The organism is Kitasatospora sp. NPDC093102 (genome assembly GCF_040683915.1).
Taxonomy (GTDB): Bacteria; Actinomycetota; Actinomycetes; order Streptomycetales; family Streptomycetaceae; genus Kitasatospora.
This window is the reverse complement of sequence record NZ_JBFBFA010000008.1, coordinates 280,698-297,567: the sequence shown is the minus strand read 5'-3', so window position 1 is coordinate 297,567 and position 16,870 is coordinate 280,698. Positions and strand designations below refer to the sequence as shown.

The following is a 16,870-nucleotide window of genomic DNA, read 5'->3' as shown; positions in this document are numbered from 1 at the left end:
CGCTTCCTTCGGACCGCCTTCCAGCGGACCCTCCGGGCTTCGTTCTTTCGTGTTTCCAGCTTATCAGATGTTTTCCGCTCCGTTTCCGGGGCTTCCTTCATCCAACTTGCCGGTGTCTTCCGGGGTTTGACGCCCCGTCCGACGTTTCAAACTCTAGCCGATCCCCGCTCCGAAAAGCGAATCCGGCCGCAATCCGATAAAACGCGCACGCCGAATAAGCGCCAGGCCATCACGCGGAAAAGCGGAAACGACCGGCACGAACCGAGAAGTGGTGTTTCAGAGGATTGGCCGCCCCGGGACCGTCCGCGCAGACGCGTGTCCGGTGCTCCCTGCCGAGCGACTAGAGAACACTACCCCTGTCCGGCACCGGAGGCAAACCCGCGCCTGAGACGGTCCGGGTGCAGAGCGCCCGGCCGGGCTTCACGTACTCGCCGTTGGGGTGGTCGTTGCCGGTCACCCAGTGGCGGGCGGTGGCCTCGTCGCGGCCGCCGTCACGGTGTCGCCGGAGCAGGCGCTCCTCGCGGACGTCGTCGTCGGTGTGCACGTACCAGAGCTCGTGCAGCAGTCGGCGGGCGTCGGGCCAGGGCGCGTCGGCGGAGGCGAGGTAGTTGCCCTCGGTGATGACGAGCCGGGTGTGCGGGCGGACCACATGGCGGGCGGCGACCGGTTCGTCCAGGGTGCGGTCGAAGTCCGGGACGTAGATGTCCCGGAAGCGGTCGTCGGCGATGCGGCGTAGCAGGGCGACGTAGCCGTGGGCGTCGAAGGTGGCCGGGGCGCCCTTTCGCCGGGTCAGGCCGAGACGGTCGAGCTGTGCGCCGGAGAGGTGGAAGCCGTCGAGCGGGACGTAGGCGGCGGTGCCGTGGCCTTCGGCGCGCTCGACCTCGGTGACCAGGTGGCGGGCCAGGGTGGACTTGCCGGCACCGGGTGGGCCGGCAAGTCCGAGGATCGTGCGGGCGTTGCTGCCCCGGCCCCGGAGGAAGCCGAGGGCGAGGGCGGTGAGGCGGTCCTCGTTCATGGCCGCACCTTACTCAGGGCGCCCCCTCCCGGGCAGGGCTCGCCGGGCCGGATCGGCTCAGCGGTCGGCGAGGGCGGGCAGGTCGAGGGCGGGCAGGTCGAGCGTGAGGGTGCCGGCGTCGGCGTCGAGCAGGGCGGGAACGCCGAGCGGGACGGTGAGGGTGGACGGGCAGTGGCCGAAGCCCAGCTCCCAGAGCACGGGGACGCCGAGCCCGCCGAGCCGGTCGAGCATCACGTCCCGGACCCGCTCGGGCCGTCCGCAGCCCTCCCAGGAGCCGAGGGCCAGGCCGGCCACACCGTCGAGGGCGCCGGAGCGCAGGAGCTGGGTGAGCAGCCGGTCGAGCTGGTAGGGGTGCTCGTTCACGTCTTCGAGCAGCAGGATGCCGCCCTCGTAGGAGGGTCGGGCGGCGGGCGTGCCGCGCTCGGCGGTGAGGACGTGGAGGCAGCCGCCGGCCGTGACGCCGCGGGCCCGGCCGGGAACGAGCGGGGCCGCGGTGGGTGAGGTGAGGACGGTGGTGGCGGCAGGGTCGAAGAGGGTGCGGCGCAGGTGCTCGGCGGTCGGGCCGTCGGAGACGAAGGAGGCCCCGGCGGCCAGCGGTCCGTACAGGGTGGCGAGGCCGAGGCGCTGGGCGAAGGCCTCGTGCAGGGAGCTGACGTCGCTGAAGCCGATGAAGGGCTTGGGCCCGGCGGCGCGCATCGCGGTCCAGTCCAGCAGGTCGACCATGCGGTGCACGCCGTACCCGCCGCGGGCGCAGATGACGGCGTCGACGGTGGGGTCGACCCAGGCGGACTGGAGGTCTCCGGCACGGTCGGCGTCGGTGCCGGCCAGGTAGCCGAGGGAGGAGTGGGTGTCGAGGACGTGCGGGGCAACGGTGACGCGCAGCCCCCAGGAGCGGAGGATCGCGCACCCTGCGGTGAGGCGTTCGGCGTCGATGGGGCCACTGGGGGCGACGACGGTGATGTGGTCGCCGGGGCGCAGGTGCGGCGGGCGGGTCAGTCCCTGGCCGGGTGTGGTCGGGTGCTGGTCCATGGGCCGGGCCGCCTTTCGGGCTCGGGAGCGGGGTGCGGGCGGTCGCGCTGTGGCCGCGACCGCCCGGTGACGATATGCCCCGTGTCAACCGGCCGATGTCCGCCGGTCGGCGTCCGCCGGATGCGGTCCGCAGGTCGGCAGGTCCCGGCGGGGGTCCGGCAGGCTCCTGCAGACTCCGTTGCGCTCGGGAAGGGCAGGCGGTGGGTGCCCTTCAGATCACCGCCCCCATCACCTCCCGGACCTCGGTGAGGGTGGCGTCGGCGACGGCGTTGGCGTGCTCGGCGCCGTCGCGCAGGACCTGCCGCAGGTGGCCCCGGTCGGCGGCGAGTTCGGCCCGGCGGGCGCGCATCGGGCGGAGGAACTCGTTGACGGACTCGGTGACGGTGCGCTTGAGCGCGGCGGCGCCGCCGTCGCCGATCTCCTCGGCGACGGCCTCGGGGGCACGGTCCTGGCAGAGCGCGGCAAGCAGGACGAGGCTGGAGACCTCGGGCCGGTTGACCGGGTCGTAGCCGATCCGGCGGTCGGCGTCGGTCCTGGCGCCGCGGATGATCCGGGCGGTCTCGTCCTCGGTGGCGCCGAGGGCGACGGCGTTGCCCCGGCTCTTGCTCATCTTGCCGCCGTCAGTGCCGAGCAGCATCGGGGCGTCGGAGAGCAGGGCCTGCGGGCGGGGGAAGACGGCGCTGCCGTCGGCGTGCGGGTAGCGCTCGTTGAAGCGGCGGGCGACGGTGCGGGCGACTTCGAGGTGGGGCAGCTGGTCCTGGCCGACCGGCACCAGGTCGGCCTTGCAGAAGAGGATGTCGGCGGCCTGGTGGACGGGGTACGTGAACATCAGCCCGCTGACGGCGGACTGCCGGGAGTGGGCGATCTCGTCCTTGACGGTGGGGTTGCGGCCCAGTTCGGCGACGCTGACCAGGCTGAGGAAGGGAAGCAGCAGCTGGTTGAGGGCGGGGACGGCGCTGTGCGGGAAGATCGTCGCCCGCTCGGGGTCGAGGCCGGCGGCGAGGTAGTCGAGGACGAGGTTCTCGGTGTGCTCGGCGAGCCGGTCGGCGAGGTCGCGGTCGGTGATGACCTGGTAGTCGGCGACCACGACGAACATCTCGACGCCCTGGTCCTGGAGCCGGACCCGGTTGCGCAGGGTGCCGAAGTAGTGGCCGAGGTGGAGCGGTCCGGTGGGGCGGTCCCCGGTGAGGACGCGGTGGGCGGTCGGGTCGTCGGACGGAACGGGGATGGCGGCGGGAACGGGAGCCGCGGGGGCGGCGATGGTGTCGGTGGTCAAGGTCTCTCTCCTCGGTGCGGCGGTGGTGGCGGCCGTCCGGGGCGAGGGGCCCGTTCTGCGGGGAGCGCGGGAGCGCGGAAAACGCAGCAGGGCCGTCCATCCCGGACGGCCCTGGGCCAGGCGAGTGTGGTGGCCGTCCTAGGACGGCCACCAGCACAGGCCCACGAAGCGCTTCATGCGCCCAACAGTAGTGGCCTCAGTCCTCCACGACCAGCGCCGGGGTGTCCTTGTGCAGCGTCTCGCCGCGGAAGAACTCCGGCCGGATGAAGCCGTACCAGGTCATCAGCCCGGCGCCGAGCAGCAGGATGCCGACGCCGATCACGAAGACCGAGCCGATGCCGAAGACCGAACCGCTGCCGTAGTCGGGGGCCCAGGCGTCGGTGAGGGTCTGCAGGAAGACCGCGCTGAGCAGCACGCCGCCGAGGAGCGGGGCGACGCCCTTGAGCAGCAGCTCACGGACACCGGTGCGCAGCGAACGGCGGAAGTACCAGACGCAGGCGAAGGCGGTCAGCGCGTAGTAGAAGCAGATCATCAGGCCGAGCGCCAGGATGGTGTCCTGGACGACGTTCTCGCTGATCAGGCTCATGCCGACGTAGAAGACCGCGGTGGCGATGCCCGCCGCGACGGTGGCGTAGCCCGGGGTGCGGTAGCGCGGGTGGACGGCGCCGAAGCGCGGCGGCACGGCGCGGTAGGCGCTCATCGCGAGCAGGGTGCGGGCCACCGGGATGAAGGTGGTCTGCAGGCTGGCGGCGGCGCTGGCGACGACGGCCAGGAAGAGCAGGATGCTCCACGGCGAGCCGAGCACCGGGCGGGCCAGCGCGGCGAAGACGTTGTCGGCGGTGGCCGGGTTGCCGAGGCCGTTGCCGGTGGCGCCGACGCCCGCGAACATCTGGGAGGCGATCGCGACCAGCAGGTACGAGCCGACCAGGGTGACCATGGAGATCATCGCGGCGCGGCCGGGGGTCTTGGCGCTGCCCTGCGTCTCCTCGTTCATGGTCAGGCAGGTGTCCCAGCCCCAGTACATGAAGATCGACAGCGACAGTCCGGCAGTGAACGCGCTGAACGAGTCGACTTCGAGCGGGTTGAGCCAGGAGAACGAGAAGCCGATCGAGTCGGGCAGGTCGCCGGAGGCGGCCTTGCCGATGGCGATGGCGGAGAAGAGCAGCAGCACGGCCAGCTGGAGGCCGACCAGGCTGTACTGGAACCACTTGGTGGCGGTCATCCCCCGGTAGCTCATCGCGGTGGCGCCGGCGATCAGCAGGACCACGGTGAGCAGGTGGACGGCCTTGTTCTGGTCGAGTTCGGTGACCCAGCTGCTGCCGGTCATCTCCCCCAGCATCAGGTACAGGAAGTCGGTCGCGACCCCGGCCAGGTTGGAGAGCACGATGATGGTCGCCACCGTCAGGCCCCAGCCGGCCATCCAGCCGACCCGGGGGCCGAAGGCCCGGACGCCCCAGGTGAAGGACGTGCCGCAGTCCGGGAAGTCCTTGTTCAGCTCCTTGTACGCGAACGCGACGAGCAGCATCGGCAGGAAGCCCGCCAGGAACACCGCAGGCATCTGGACGCCGACCGCGGTGACGGTCGGACCGAGCGTGGCGGTCAGGCAGTAGACCGGGGCGACCGTCGAGACGCCCAGCACCACGCTGCTCAGCAGGCCGACGGAACCGCCCCGTAGACCCTTGTCCCCCGCTCCCCCAGCGGTCCCCTGATCGGCGGGGACTCCACCACTGATGCCACTGACCGGGGCACCCTGCGGAGCGCCGGGCGCCATTGCCCGGCCGCTGCTCGTGTGCTCTGAGAGCTGCTGATCAAACACCAGCGCACCCTAGATCCGGACATGGAAGGTTGAGTAGACCAACCCTTGGTGATCTAAACCACTTGCTTCGATTCGTTCCCATGAAGGCTGCTGGAGTCGATGCATTTACGTCTCGTTAACCCATGTACCTTGGTTTCAAAGGACCTGAGCCAAGAAAATTTCTTCCTTTTGCCAAGGTTCGTCATAGTTTGCCCTCACGGCACGGGCTGGTCGCGCACCCGCCGCCTTCGCGTTCAGATAGGTTTGCCTAACCTAATTTCGATTGCGAAGGAGCGTCGCGTGCCCACCACCCCCGACGACCAGGCCCTCCTCCCCCGCACCGCCACCCGCCGCAGGTTCCTCACCGCAGGGATCGCCGGAGGCGCGGTGCTCGGCCTCGGCGGGCTGCTCACCGCCTGCGGCAGCTCGGGCGGACCGGGTGGATCGGACGGCAGCGCCGGTTCGGCCCCAGGCGGCGGCTCCTTCCCGGACCAGAAGTCGGTCAAGCAGGGCGGCGACGACTACGCCACCGTGATCGAGAAGATGAAGGGCTTCGGCACCGACGCCGCCCCCGGTGTCTACCCGCGCACCCTCAAGCACGCGATGGGCGAGACCGTCATCCCGGCCAGGCCCACCCGCGTCGTGGTACTGGACACCGGCGAGCTCGACAACGTCGTCGCCCTCGGCATCCAGCCGGTCGGCGTCGTGCACACCGACGGTTCCAAGTCCCTGCCGTCCTACCTCAAGGACAAGGCCGGCAGCCCTGCCGCCGTCGGTACCATCAACAGCCTCAACCTGGAGGCGATCGCCGCGCTCAAGCCGGACCTGATCCTCGGCAGCCAGCTGCGCGCCCAGGACCAGTACGCGCAGCTGTCCAAGATCGCGCCGACCGTCTTCTCGCTGCGCCCCGGCTATCCCTGGAAGCAGAACTTCCTGCTCAACGCGAGTGCGTTCGGCCTGGAGGCCGAGGCCAGGACGCAGCTCGACGCGTACCAGGCGGCGGCCGCGGCGATCGGCGCGAAGCTCGGTGACAAGCGGCCCACCATCACGCCGCTGCGCTTCATGCCGGGCCGGACCCGGCTCTACGCCGAGCTCTCCTTCATCGGCACCATCCTCACCGACGTGCCACTGCCGCAGCCCGGGATCGAGCAGGTCCGGGAGCTCGCGGTGGAGGTCAGCCCGGAGCAGATCGACAAGGCCGACGCCGACTGGATCTTCTACGGCGTGTACGGCAGCCCCAGCTCGACCAATCAGGACGCGGTGCTGGGCGGCGCGCTCTGGAAGACGCTCGGTGCGGTCAAGTCCGGTCAGGCCCGGCCGGTTTCGGACGAGACCTGGTTCCTCGGGCTCGGCGTCATGGCGGCGAACGCGGTGCTCGCCGACCTCAAGGGCTTCGTGGCGCCCGGAAGTTGAGCCCGCCCGGCGGGGCAGGGCCGGGGTCGGCGCGCAGGACAGGGCGCCGTTCCGGTCGTATGGCAACGGCGTTCGCCCAGCGCTGTCTTGGGCGATCCGCTGCTCATCCCGCACCGATCCCGCGGTGGTATCGCGCACACCGTCGGGTTCGACGCTTGGAGCTGATCGCGTGGTGCGGGAGGATCGTCGGGACCGTTCCCCGAAGGGCCCGCAGATGACCTCGCTCCACCCCGCCGCAACCGCCCCGTCCGTGCCCGGCCCACCCGGGGACAGTGCCGGATCCTCACCCCCGCCCGCCGTGCCCTGCCCGCCCGCCGCGGCCGTCCCGATGTGCTCGATCGCGTCCGCCGCCGAGCCCGGTGCGACCTCGCCCGGCTCCCCGGAGGGGGCGGCGCGCCAGGGCGGTGCGGCGCGCCACGACTCGGTGCCGCAGCCGCGCAGCCGGAAGGACGCGGAGGCGCCGGACGTCCTGCCAGCAGTCGGCCCGGCGGTCGGCGGCGATCCGACCACGTCGCGGCTGCGGGTGGCGTTCACCGACCGGCTGCGGGCCGCGCACGCCCGGGGCCGCTCCGTCGCCGAACTGGCGGACGCGTGCCACCGACCGGTCGCGGAGGTTCGGGCCCTGCTCGGCCTGGACGCGGAGGCCGCGGACGGTCCGGCCGCGCCCGGCGCTTCCGTCGACGGTGCTGCCGGAGCAACCGACACCCCCGACGGGCCGGAAGGCGGCGGGGCCGGGTTCGTCCGGTTCGGGCCCGCCGCCGCACCGTCGGAGGGTGGCCAGTCCGTGCCGACGCCGCGTCCGGTGCGCGAAGAGCCGCGGATCCTGGGGTCCCGGCGGCCGTCGCCCTCGCGGCGGCTGCGCCGGATGCACCCGCAGGCCGTCCCGACCGGGCAGGGGGCGACCGCACGGGAGACGGCCGCGACCGGCCCGAGCAGGACGGACCTACCGGACGTCACCGGGTGGGCGGACGAACGTGCCGGTACGGCCGGTGTGGCGGCGCAGGTGCCGCCGTTCGAGGCCGGAGCCGGAGCCGGCGTCGGTGTCGCGGGCTCCGGTGGGGCCGGCCCCGCTGCCACCGGCCCCGTCGCCGGAGCCCCGCGGGCCGAACCGCCGCTCGGCATCCTGATCGGCGGCAGCCCCGTGCCGGCCGAGGGCCTCGGCCGGCCGGAGGAGCGCACCCCCGTCCGGGTGGCGGCCGAGCCGATCCGGGTCGGCCACGGCACCTGTCTGATGGTGCTGCCCTCCTGGCGGCCCGCCATCGCCGTCTCGGTGTCGACCGAGCAGCTGCTGTCCGTGACCGGGCTCGGCTTCGAGCAACTGGCCGGCGCGCAGCTGACGGTGCTGATGAACCCCGCCGCACTGCACGACCGGGAGCTGGAGCTGCACGGCTGGGAGTCCGCTCCGGCCGGGCGGACCCGGCGCGGCAGGCGCACGTAGCCGCTCCGCCGGGCGCCGCTCGGCGATGGGCAGCGCGGGCGTGGTGGGCCCGACGGGCCTGGCAGGCCCGACCGGGCTATCGGGCCTGACCGGCCTGACGGGTGACCGGGGCGTTCGGGACGTACCCGAGGTCGACGGGCACCGGTGGCCGCCCGTCCACGGCCCAGCCCGCGCGGACCGCGTCCAGCAGTTCCGGCAGTGCGGGCGGCCAGAGCGCGTCGGCGTTCTCGTCCGCGAGGTCGGCCGGGGTCCACCAGCGCCAGTCCAGGATCCGGTCGACGGCGTGCACCTCGCTGACGTCGCCGACCGGGCCGCGGTGCGGTCCGCCGGTGAGGTAGATGTGCTCGTGCTGGCGGACGGGAGTGCCGTGCCAGGTGAAGTCGTGCTCCCAGGTGCAGAGCAACGGGCCGGGTTCGAGGTCGCTCCAGCCCGTCTCCTCCCACAGCTCGCGCCGGGCGCCGTCCCACGGGGTCTCACCCGGCTCCAGTCCGCCGCCCGGCATGGTCCAGTGCACGCCGACCTCGTCGTTGTCCGAACGGAGCAGGAAGACCGAGCCGTTCTCGTCCAGGACCACCGTGCGGGCGGCCTGTCTCGGCTTGCGTTTGCGCTGGCGCAGCAGATTTCGCATCGGGTCACTCTCGCAGCAGCCGACAGGGGCGTCGAGCGGATTCGGCACTCCGGTCGAGTGCTCGGGCCGGCCGGTCCGTCGTGGCGGGCGCACGACCCGCCGGGCGGCCGTACCCTGACGGCCATGCCCGTACCCGCGATCATCTTCCCCGCCGATCCGCTCAACCCGCGCAGGCCCGACCCGCACTTCGCCTGGGAGGCCAGGATGCTGCGGGAGTTGGGCGGCGAGCACCACCTGGTCGACCATGACGAGCTGCTCGCCGGGCGGGCCGAGGAGGCGGTCCGGCGGGTACCGCGGGACAGCGGCCCACTCTGGTACCGGGGTTGGATGCTGCCATCCGCCCGGTACGCCGACTTCGCCGCCGCACTCACCGCCCGTGGCGGCAACCTGCTGACCAGTGCGCCCGGGTACGCGGCGGCTCACGAACTGCCGGGCTGGTACGACGTGTTCGAGGGTGCGACCCCGGCCAGTGCGTGGATCCCGTCCGACGGGCCGGTGGTGCCGGGGCCGGCGGAGCTGGCGGAAGCCGCGGCCCTGCTCGGTGGGCGCGGTCCGGCGATCGTCAAGGACTACGTGAAGTCGCGCAAGCACGAGTGGCACGAGGCCTGCTACGTGCCCGAGTTGTCCGACCTGGCGGCCGTCGGCCGGGTGGTGGAACGGTTCGTCGAGCTGCAGGGCGAGTTCCTGACGGGCGGCGTGGTGCTGCGGCAGTACGAGGAGTTCGAGGGCGCGGGCGTCCCGGCGGACGGCCTGGTCGGCACGAACGGCACGAACGGGACGGCCGGTATGAGCGGGGTGGTCGGCACGAGCGGGGTGGTCGGTACAGCCGGTGCAACCGGCCCGGAGCGCGCGGACGGTGGCGGACCGGGGGCCGGTGGGCGGGCCGTGGAGGCCCGGGTGTGGTGGTTGGACGGCCGGCCCGTCCTGGTCGGGCCGCACCCGGACGCCCCGCGCCAGGCCGTCGAGCCCGACCTCACCGAGGTTCCGGCGCTGGTCCGCAGGCTCGGCTGCCGCTTCGTCACCACCGACCTCGCCAGCCGGGCGGACGGCTCCGGCTGGCGGGTGGTCGAGGTCGGGGACGGGCAGGTGAGCGACCTGCCCCGGGGGATCGACGCCTCGGCGCTGCTGGCCTCGCTGATCGCCGCCTGACGGCCGACAGGCGAAGGCGCGCCAGACGGCTCGCGGGTGAGCGGGGTCCCGGGTGGGGAGCGGCCCTATCCTGCGGCGACGGCCTCGACCGCCGGGTGGCCGTCGGCGATGAACGCCTGCCAGAGCCGGGCGTAGGTGCCGCCCCGGGCGAGCAGTTCGGTGTGCGTGCCGTCCTCGACCACCCGGCCGTGGTCCAGCACGATCACCCGGTCGGCGCGCTCGGCGGTGGTCAGTCGGTGGGCGATGACCAGGGTGGTCCGGCCGCCGCTGAGCCGGTCCGCGGCCTGGTTGACCGCCGCCTCGGTGGCCAGGTCGAGCGACGCGGTGGCCTCGTCGAGCAGCAGGATGTCCGGGTCGACCAGCTCGGCCCGGGCCAGCGCGATCAGCTGGCGCTGGCCCGCCGAGAGGTTGCGCCCGCGGCCGGCCACCTCGTGGTCGTAGCCGCCCGAGAGCCGGACGATCATGTCGTGCGCTCCGACCGCCCGAGCCGCCGCCTCCACCTCGGCCGCCGAGGCGGCCGGCCGGCCGTACGCGATCGCCTCGCGGACGGTGCCCGCGAACAGGTACGCCTCCTGCGGCACCACGCCCAGGCGGTGGCGGTACTGCGCCAGGTCGTAGCGGGTGAGGTCGACCCCGTCCACCCGGACGGTGCCCTCCGTCGCGTCGTAGAACCGGGCGACCAGCTTCACCAGCGTCGACTTGCCGGCGCCGGTCTCGCCGACCAGCGCAACCGTCTGCCCGGCCGGGATGTGGAGGTCCACGCCGCTCAGCACGGTCGGCGCGCCGTCAGCGCCGCCGTTGTAGGCGAAACCGACCCCCTCGAAGGAGATCTCGCCGCGCAGGCCCTTGGCCACCGGGACCGGGTCGACCGCCTCCGCGGTGGTGGTCGGGGTGCGCAGCAGCTCGCGGATGCGGCCGAGCCCGACCGAAGCCTGCTGGTAGCCGTCGAACACCTGGGACAGCTGGTTGACCGGCGCGAAGAACAGGTCGATGTAGAGCAGGTACGCGACCAGCGCACCGACCGTCAGCGTCCCCGCGTCGACCCGGGCGGCGCCGACGATCAGCACCAGCGCGGCGGCCACGCTGGAGAGGAACTGGACGAACGGGAAGTACAGCGAGATGTAGAGCTGGGCCCGGACCCGGGCCTCGCGGTAGGCGATGCCACGGGCCACGAAGCGGTCGGTGTTGGTGTCCAGGCGGCGGAAGGCCTGGACGATCCGCATGCCGGCCACGTTCTCCTGGAGGTCGGCGTTGACGGCGCTGATCAGGTCGCGGGAGCGCTCGTACTGGTCCTTGGACTTCTTGCGGAACACCAGGGTGGCGATCACCAGCAGCGGCAGGACGGCGAAGACCACCAGGGCCAGACCGGCGTCGATGATCAGCAGGGCGGCGAAGATCCCGGCGAAGGTCAGCAGGCTGACCACGGCGGTGACCATGCCGGTCTGGAGGAAAGAGGTCAGCGAGTCCAGGTCGGTGGTCATCCGGGTCATGATCCGGCCGGTCAGCTCGCGCTCGTAGTAGTCCAGGCCGAGCCGGTTGAGGTGGGCGAAGATCTTGAGCCGGAGCGTGTAGAGGACGCGCTCGCCGGTACGGCCGCTGACCCGGTTCTCGGCGCCCTGCACCACCCGGTCCAGCAGGACCACGACCAGTGCGGTGAGCGAGGCCACCGCGACGCCGGACATCAGGCCCTTGCGGACGCCCTCGTCGATGCCGTGCCGGATCAGCACCGGCAGCACCAGTCCGGCCGCTGCGTCCAGGGCGACCAGCAGGAGGGCGAGGAGCAGCGGGGTGCGGAAGGGGCGCAGCAGACGGCGCAGGGTGAAGTCGGGGTCGCCGGCCTCGGCCTCGGCGCGGGGGACGGCCGGGGTGTCGGAGGCGGGCGGGAGGGCCGCAACCTTGTCCAGCAGGTCGGGGTCGGCGGTGCGGGCCGCCTTGGCCAGGGCGGGGGTGGGGAGGGCGGGGGTGGCCTGGTTTCCGGTGGTTCCGGTGCTGTCGGCGGTTCCGGTGCTGTCGCTCCCGGGGGTTCCGGTGGTTCCGGGGGTCGTCTGCGCGTCGCCGGCGGGAGCGCCGCCGGCGGCCCGCTGCCCGGTCACCCGCCCGGACGCCTCTGCGGACGCCGGTTCGGAGATGGACTGCCGACCGGCACGACCGGCCTCGGGGTCGGTGATCAGGGCCCGGTACTGGGGACATCGGGCTTCGAGTTCCTCGTGCGTTCCGAGGTCCAGCAGCCGGCCGCGCTCCAGGACGGCGATCCGGTCGGCAAGCTGGAGGGTCGAACGGCGGTGGGCGATCAGCAGCGTGGTGCGGCCGGTCATCACCGAGCGCAGCGCGTCGTGGATCTCCGCCTCGATCTGCGGGTCCACGGCCGAGGTGGCGTCGTCCAGCAGCAGGATCCGGGGGTCGGTGAGGATCGCCCGGGCCAGCGCGATGCGCTGGCGCTGGCCGCCGGAGAGGGTCAGGCCCTGCTCGCCGACCCTGGTCTCGTAGCCATCCGGCAGCGCACGGATGAACTCGTCGGCCTGGGCGGCGCGGGCGGCGGCGACCACCTGCTCGTCTGTGGCGTCCGGGCGGCCGTAGGCGATGTTGGTACGGACCGACTCGGAGAAGAGGAAGCTCTCCTCGGGGACGATGCCGACCGTCGCGCGGACCGAGTCCAGGGTGAGGTCGCGCAGGTCGTGGCCGTACAGGCGGACGGCGCCGGCGGCGGGGTCGTAGAAGCGGGGCACCAGCTGGGCCACCGTCGACTTGCCGGAGCCCGACGCGCCGACCAGGGCGAGGGTCTCTCCGGGGGCCAGCTTCAGGCTGAGGCCGTGCAGGACGGGGGCGGGGTGCTCGGGGTCGTAGCGGAACTCGACCTGGTCGAACTCCAGGGCGACGTCGGGGGTCCGCGCACCGACGGTGGCGCCGGTGGCGGTGACGGCGGTGGCGGCGGGCGCGTCGCTCTCCACGGCTCCGGCCGGGGTGTCGCCGTGCGCAAGGTCCAGGATGCGGGCGTCCGGGCGTTCCTGGACCAGCGGGCGCTCGTCGATCAGCTGCAGGACGCGCTCGACGCCGGCCCGGGCCTGCTGGCCGACGGTGATGACCATGGTCAGCATCCGCACCGGGCCGGTCATCTGGGCGACGTAGGTGGAGAAGGCGACGAAGGTCCCGAGCGTGACCCGGCCGTCGACGGCCAGCCAGCCGCCGAAGGCCAGGACGCCGACCTGGGCGAGCGCCGGGATCGCCTGCATCGCCGGGTTGTAGCGGGCGTTCAGCCGGATCGACCGGAGGCGGGCCGCGAAGAGGTTGCGGGAGGCCAGCTCCAGCTTGTCGCGTTCCTGCGCCTCCTGGCCGAAGCCCTTGACCACGCGGACGCCGCCGATCGCGCCGTCCACCACGCCCGCGACGGCGGCCGCCTCCTGCTGGGCGGCCCAGGTGGCGGGGAACAGGCGCTTGCGGCTGAACACCGAAACCCACCACAGCGCGGGGGCCATGACCAGGGCGATCAGGGTGAGCGGCGGGGACAGCCAGACCATCACGGCCAGCGACATGACGAACATCAGCAGGTAGCCGGTCATCATCGGCAGCATCGAGAGCAGGCCGTTGACCAGCTGGAGGTCGGAGGTCGCACGCCCGACCACCTGGCCGGTGTCCAGCCGGTCCTGGCGGTGACCGTCGAGCCGGCCGAGCGAGCGGAACAGGTCGCTGCGCATGTCGTGCTGGACGTCGACCGCGAGCCGGCCGCCGTAGTAGCGGCGGACCTGGGTGCAGCCGAAGACCACGAGGGCCGCGAGCAGCAGCACCACCGCCCAGGGGGCCAGCGAACGGGTGTGGGCGACGATGACGTCGTCGATGATCAGCTTGGTGACCAGCGGCACCAGCGCGGTGACGGCCATGCCGAGGAGCGAGGCGCCGAAGGCGAGCAGCAGGCTGCGGCGGGACCGCCAGCTGTAGCCGACCAGGCGGCGCAGCCAGCCGGCCGACTCGGCACCCTCGGCAGCGGGCTGGGCGTTCTCGACGGCGGGCTGCAGGCTGTCGACGGGGACCTCCGGGGTCGGGCCGGGGGCCGGGGGGCCGCTCGGGGATTGCTCCACCGTGGATCCGTGAGTCTCAGGCATATTTAGGGATGCTAACCATTTCGTCGGGTGGCCGCCATGGCGTTTCCGGCCCGGGTGGGTTCGGGGCGGGCCAGGGGCAGCCCCGACCATCCGGTCCGGCGGACTGGCCAACAGCCAGCCGCCTGCGGTGATTCCCGGTGGAACACTCGCATGGCCCACTCTCCCCCGGCCGATTCCAGGGTCGCCGAAGGCCGTCACGACGGCCAGCGGCCAAGGGCGGGCGGGCGCCGTCCTTCGGGATTAGGCCTCGGGGCGGGCTGCCACTGGGCCTTCACCGGCGGAACCTTCACCCCCTGACCATTCTCCACCGAGCCCTTCCGCCGGACCGACCTCCGTCGGGCCACTTCGCGACGAACCGCTCGATGACGGACCGCTCGGCGACGGACCGCTCAGTGACGGGAACGGAGCCATGGGCACTGCCAGGAGTGCAGGTACTCCGGGAGTGCAGGTACTCAGGTCCCCGCGGACGCCGGACCGTCGACGGGGGAGGAGGCCGAGTCCGCGGCCGCCGCGAAAGCGCCGTGGGCGAGGGCGTGGAGCAGGGCGGCCATGCCGTCGCGCTGGAGGGCGGAGCGCTCGGCCTGGTCGGGGTTCGGGCCGAGGCTGTGCGGGGTCGAGTTGATCAGGCCGAAGACGGCGTGCACGGTGGCCCGCGCCACCGGCTCGGCGGCGGGGTCGGCCAATGGCGGGTAGGCCTGCCGGACCACGTCCACCCACAGCTCGACGTAGCCGCGCTGGAGCCGGCGGACGGTGCGCCGGTCCTCCTCCTTGAGGTTCAGCAGCTCGCGGTCGTGCAGGGTGATCAGGTCCCGGTCGTTCAGGGCGAAGTCGACGTGGCCGCTGATCAGCGCGTCCAGTGTGGCGGCCGGGCCTTCGCCGCCGCCCGCCCGGCGGCGCCCCTCGTCCAGCAGGCGCTCGCTGATGCCGATCAACAGGTCCGCGAGCATCGCGTCCTTGCCCGCGAAGTGCCGGTAGAGGCCGGGGCCGCTGATCCCGACGGCCTTGCCGATTTCGTCCACGCCGACGCCGAGGAAGCCCCGGGCGGCGAACAGCCTCGCGGCCTCCCGGCGGATCTGGTCGCGACGGGGGAGCGCGGAGGCTGTGGGGACGTTCGGCATGCCGCCCATCGTAGACAGTCGGGTTATCGACCGTTAACCTGGCCGCGTAAGTTAACGTTAATTAACGTGGCGATCACGGGCGGACGATACATGGCCGCCCACCTGGTGCCGAGGGCAAGGGAGCTCTTGGGAATGGTCATCTCAACCGCCGGCACACCCACCGGTGTCCGGCTCAGCGCGGCGACCGGCACGACGGCGCCCGGTGCCGCCCGGTCCGCTGCCACCCAGCCCGCGGCCGCCGCACCGGCACCCCGGCTCGGCAGCTCCGTCGACCCTGGCTCCGAGGCCTACCGTGCCAACACCGAGGCGCACCGGGCCCTGGTCGCCGAGCTGCGCGCGAAGCTCGGCGCCGCCGCCCTGGGCGGCGGCGCCAAGGCCCGCGCCCGGCACACCGCCCGCGGCAAGCTGCTGCCCCGCGACCGGGTGGACACCCTGCTCGACCCGGCCTCTCCCTTCCTGGAACTGGCCCCGCTGGCCGCGGACGGGATGTACGACGGCGCGGCCCCCGCGGCCGGGGTGATCGCCGGCATCGGCCGGGTCGCCGGGCGCGAGGTGGTGGTGGTCGCCAACGACGCCACCGTCAAGGGCGGCACCTACTACCCGATGACGGTGAAGAAGCACCTGCGTGCCCAGGAGGTCGCGCTGGAGAACCGACTGCCCTGCGTCTACCTGGTGGACTCCGGCGGTGCCTTCCTCCCGATGCAGGACGAGGTCTTCCCGGACCGCGACCACTTCGGCCGGATCTTCTACAACCAGGCCAGGCTCTCCGCCGCGGGCATCCCGCAGATCGCCGCCGTGCTCGGCTCGTGCACGGCCGGCGGCGCGTACGTCCCGGCGATGAGCGACCAGGCCGTGATCGTCCGCAACCAGGGCACGATCTTCCTGGGCGGCCCGCCGCTGGTGAAGGCCGCGACCGGCGAGGTGGTCACCGCCGAGGAGCTGGGCGGCGGCGAGCTGCACTCCCGCACCTCGGGCGTGACGGACCACCTGGCCGAGGACGACGCCCACGCCCTCTCCATCGTCCGCACGATCGTCGCCGGGCTGGGCCCGCGCGAGACCAAGCCGTGGCCGCTCACCCCGGTCGAGCCGCCGGCCGTCGACCCGGCGGGCCTGTACGGGGCCGTGCCGGTCGACCCGCGCACGCCCTACGACGTGCGCGAGGTGATCGCCCGGCTGGTGGACGGCAGCCGGTTCGCCGAGTTCAAGGCCGAGTACGGCTCGACCCTGGTCACCGGCTTCGCCCGGATCCACGGCCACCCGGTCGGCATCGTCGCCAACAACGGCGTGCTGTTCTCCGAGTCGGCCCTCAAGGGCGCCCACTTCATCGAGCTGTGCGACCAGCGCGGCATCCCCCTCCTCTTCCTCCAGAACATCACCGGGTTCATGGTCGGCCGGCAGTACGAGGCGGGCGGCATCGCCAAGCACGGCGCCAAGATGGTCAACGCCGTCGCCTGCACCCGCGTCCCGAAGCTGACCGTGGTGATCGGCGGCTCGTACGGAGCCGGCAACTACTCGATGTGCGGCCGGGCCTACTCACCCCGCTTCCTGTGGATGTGGCCGGGCGCCAAAATCTCCGTGATGGGCGGCGAGCAGGCGGCCTCCGTCCTCGCCACCGTCCGCCGCGACCAGCTGGAGGCGCACGGCGAGCAGTGGCCGGCCGAGGCGGAGGACGAGTTCAAGCGCCCCGTCCGCGAGCAGTACGAGCACCAGGGCAACGCCTACTACGCCACCGCCCGGCTCTGGGACGACGGCGTGATCGACCCGATGGACACCCGCACCGTCGTCGGTCTCGCGCTGACCGCCTGTGCCAACGCACCGCTGGCGCCGCCCGCTCCGTACGGCGTCTTCCGCATGTGATCCCTCCTCGCGTCACCCCTGCTCCCGTGACTCCTCCCTTCCGGGTGTGACTCCC

The 16,870-nt window shown here is 72.9% G+C and carries 11 protein-coding genes; 4 read left to right on the top strand and 7 right to left on the bottom strand.

Annotated features, from left to right (window positions below; translation table 11 throughout):
• Positions 1 to 340 precede the first annotated feature (340 nt).
• From AB0O11_RS15155 to AB0O11_RS15140, 4 genes are all read right to left on the bottom strand, one after another.
• On the bottom strand, positions 341 to 1,015 hold the full coding sequence (locus AB0O11_RS15155; RefSeq protein WP_363386077.1) for a nucleoside/nucleotide kinase family protein: 675 nt from the start codon (positions 1,013 to 1,015) through the stop codon (positions 341 to 343).
• A 57-nt stretch (positions 1,016 to 1,072) separates the two neighbouring features.
• Positions 1,073 to 2,044, bottom strand: a complete 972-nt coding sequence (locus AB0O11_RS15150) for an LD-carboxypeptidase (protein WP_363386075.1) — start codon at positions 2,042 to 2,044, stop codon at positions 1,073 to 1,075.
• A 211-nt stretch (positions 2,045 to 2,255) separates the two neighbouring features.
• On the bottom strand, positions 2,256 to 3,272 hold the full coding sequence (gene trpS, locus AB0O11_RS15145; RefSeq protein ID WP_363386119.1) for a tryptophan--tRNA ligase: 1,017 nt from the start codon (positions 3,270 to 3,272) through the stop codon (positions 2,256 to 2,258).
• Positions 3,273 to 3,516: 244 nt separating this feature from the next.
• Positions 3,517 to 5,091: an APC family permease gene (locus AB0O11_RS15140; protein WP_363386117.1), complete on the bottom strand. Its 1,575-nt coding sequence runs from the start codon at positions 5,089 to 5,091 to the stop codon at positions 3,517 to 3,519.
• A 324-nt stretch (positions 5,092 to 5,415) separates the two neighbouring features.
• Between AB0O11_RS15140 and AB0O11_RS15135 the strand changes: the two genes are divergently transcribed.
• Together AB0O11_RS15135 and AB0O11_RS15130 are read left to right on the top strand one after the other, a co-directional pair.
• Positions 5,416 to 6,528, top strand: a complete 1,113-nt coding sequence (locus AB0O11_RS15135) for an iron-siderophore ABC transporter substrate-binding protein (protein ID WP_363386073.1) — start codon at positions 5,416 to 5,418, stop codon at positions 6,526 to 6,528.
• Positions 6,529 to 6,742: 214 nt separating this feature from the next.
• Positions 6,743 to 7,966 carry a hypothetical protein gene (locus AB0O11_RS15130; protein ID WP_363386071.1) on the top strand — a complete coding sequence of 408 codons (1,224 nt, stop codon included), beginning with the start codon at positions 6,743 to 6,745 and terminating at the stop codon, positions 7,964 to 7,966.
• A 76-nt stretch (positions 7,967 to 8,042) separates the two neighbouring features.
• Here the strand turns inward: AB0O11_RS15130 and AB0O11_RS15125 are convergent, their stop codons facing one another.
• Positions 8,043 to 8,594 (bottom strand): NUDIX domain-containing protein, encoded by a 552-nt coding sequence (locus AB0O11_RS15125; protein WP_363386069.1) that lies wholly within the window; start codon positions 8,592 to 8,594, stop codon positions 8,043 to 8,045.
• Positions 8,595 to 8,717: 123 nt separating this feature from the next.
• Here AB0O11_RS15125 and AB0O11_RS15120 point away from each other — a divergent pair, with 123 nt between their 5' ends.
• Positions 8,718 to 9,743 carry an ATP-grasp domain-containing protein gene (locus AB0O11_RS15120; protein ID WP_363386067.1) on the top strand — a complete coding sequence of 342 codons (1,026 nt, stop codon included), beginning with the start codon at positions 8,718 to 8,720 and terminating at the stop codon, positions 9,741 to 9,743.
• A 65-nt stretch (positions 9,744 to 9,808) separates the two neighbouring features.
• Here the strand turns inward: AB0O11_RS15120 and AB0O11_RS15115 are convergent, their stop codons facing one another.
• Positions 9,809 to 13,840 (bottom strand): ABC transporter ATP-binding protein, encoded by a 4,032-nt coding sequence (locus tag AB0O11_RS15115; protein WP_363386065.1) that lies wholly within the window; start codon positions 13,838 to 13,840, stop codon positions 9,809 to 9,811.
• Positions 13,841 to 14,292: 452 nt separating this feature from the next.
• Positions 14,293 to 14,958, bottom strand: a complete 666-nt coding sequence (locus AB0O11_RS15110; protein ID WP_363386063.1) for a TetR/AcrR family transcriptional regulator — start codon at positions 14,956 to 14,958, stop codon at positions 14,293 to 14,295.
• Between the two features lie 132 nt (positions 14,959 to 15,090).
• Here AB0O11_RS15110 and AB0O11_RS15105 point away from each other — a divergent pair, with 132 nt between their 5' ends.
• The gene (locus tag AB0O11_RS15105) at positions 15,091 to 16,815 is read left to right on the top strand and encodes a carboxyl transferase domain-containing protein (RefSeq protein WP_363386061.1); all 1,725 of its coding nucleotides are present in this window, start codon (positions 15,091 to 15,093) and stop codon (positions 16,813 to 16,815) included.
• The last annotated feature ends 55 nt before the right edge of the window (positions 16,816 to 16,870 follow it).

What these genes read in the sequence shown, in the direction of transcription:
- AB0O11_RS15155 (WP_363386077.1), bottom strand. Translation starts at nt 1,015, where the DNA reads ATGAACGAGGACCGCCTCACCGCCCTCGCCCTCGGCTTCCTCCGGGGC.
- AB0O11_RS15150 (WP_363386075.1), bottom strand. Translation starts at nt 2,044, where the DNA reads ATGGACCAGCACCCGACCACACCCGGCCAGGGACTGACCCGCCCGCCG.
- AB0O11_RS15140 (WP_363386117.1), bottom strand. Translation starts at nt 5,091, where the DNA reads ATGGCGCCCGGCGCTCCGCAGGGTGCCCCGGTCAGTGGCATCAGTGGT.
- AB0O11_RS15130 (WP_363386071.1), top strand. Translation starts at nt 6,743, where the DNA reads ATGACCTCGCTCCACCCCGCCGCAACCGCCCCGTCCGTGCCCGGCCCA.
- AB0O11_RS15125 (WP_363386069.1), bottom strand. Translation starts at nt 8,594, where the DNA reads ATGCGAAATCTGCTGCGCCAGCGCAAACGCAAGCCGAGACAGGCCGCC.
- AB0O11_RS15120 (WP_363386067.1), top strand. Translation starts at nt 8,718, where the DNA reads ATGCCCGTACCCGCGATCATCTTCCCCGCCGATCCGCTCAACCCGCGC.
- AB0O11_RS15115 (WP_363386065.1), bottom strand. Translation starts at nt 13,840, where the DNA reads ATGCCTGAGACTCACGGATCCACGGTGGAGCAATCCCCGAGCGGCCCC.
- AB0O11_RS15110 (WP_363386063.1), bottom strand. Translation starts at nt 14,958, where the DNA reads ATGCCGAACGTCCCCACAGCCTCCGCGCTCCCCCGTCGCGACCAGATC.
- AB0O11_RS15105 (WP_363386061.1), top strand. Translation starts at nt 15,091, where the DNA reads ATGGTCATCTCAACCGCCGGCACACCCACCGGTGTCCGGCTCAGCGCG.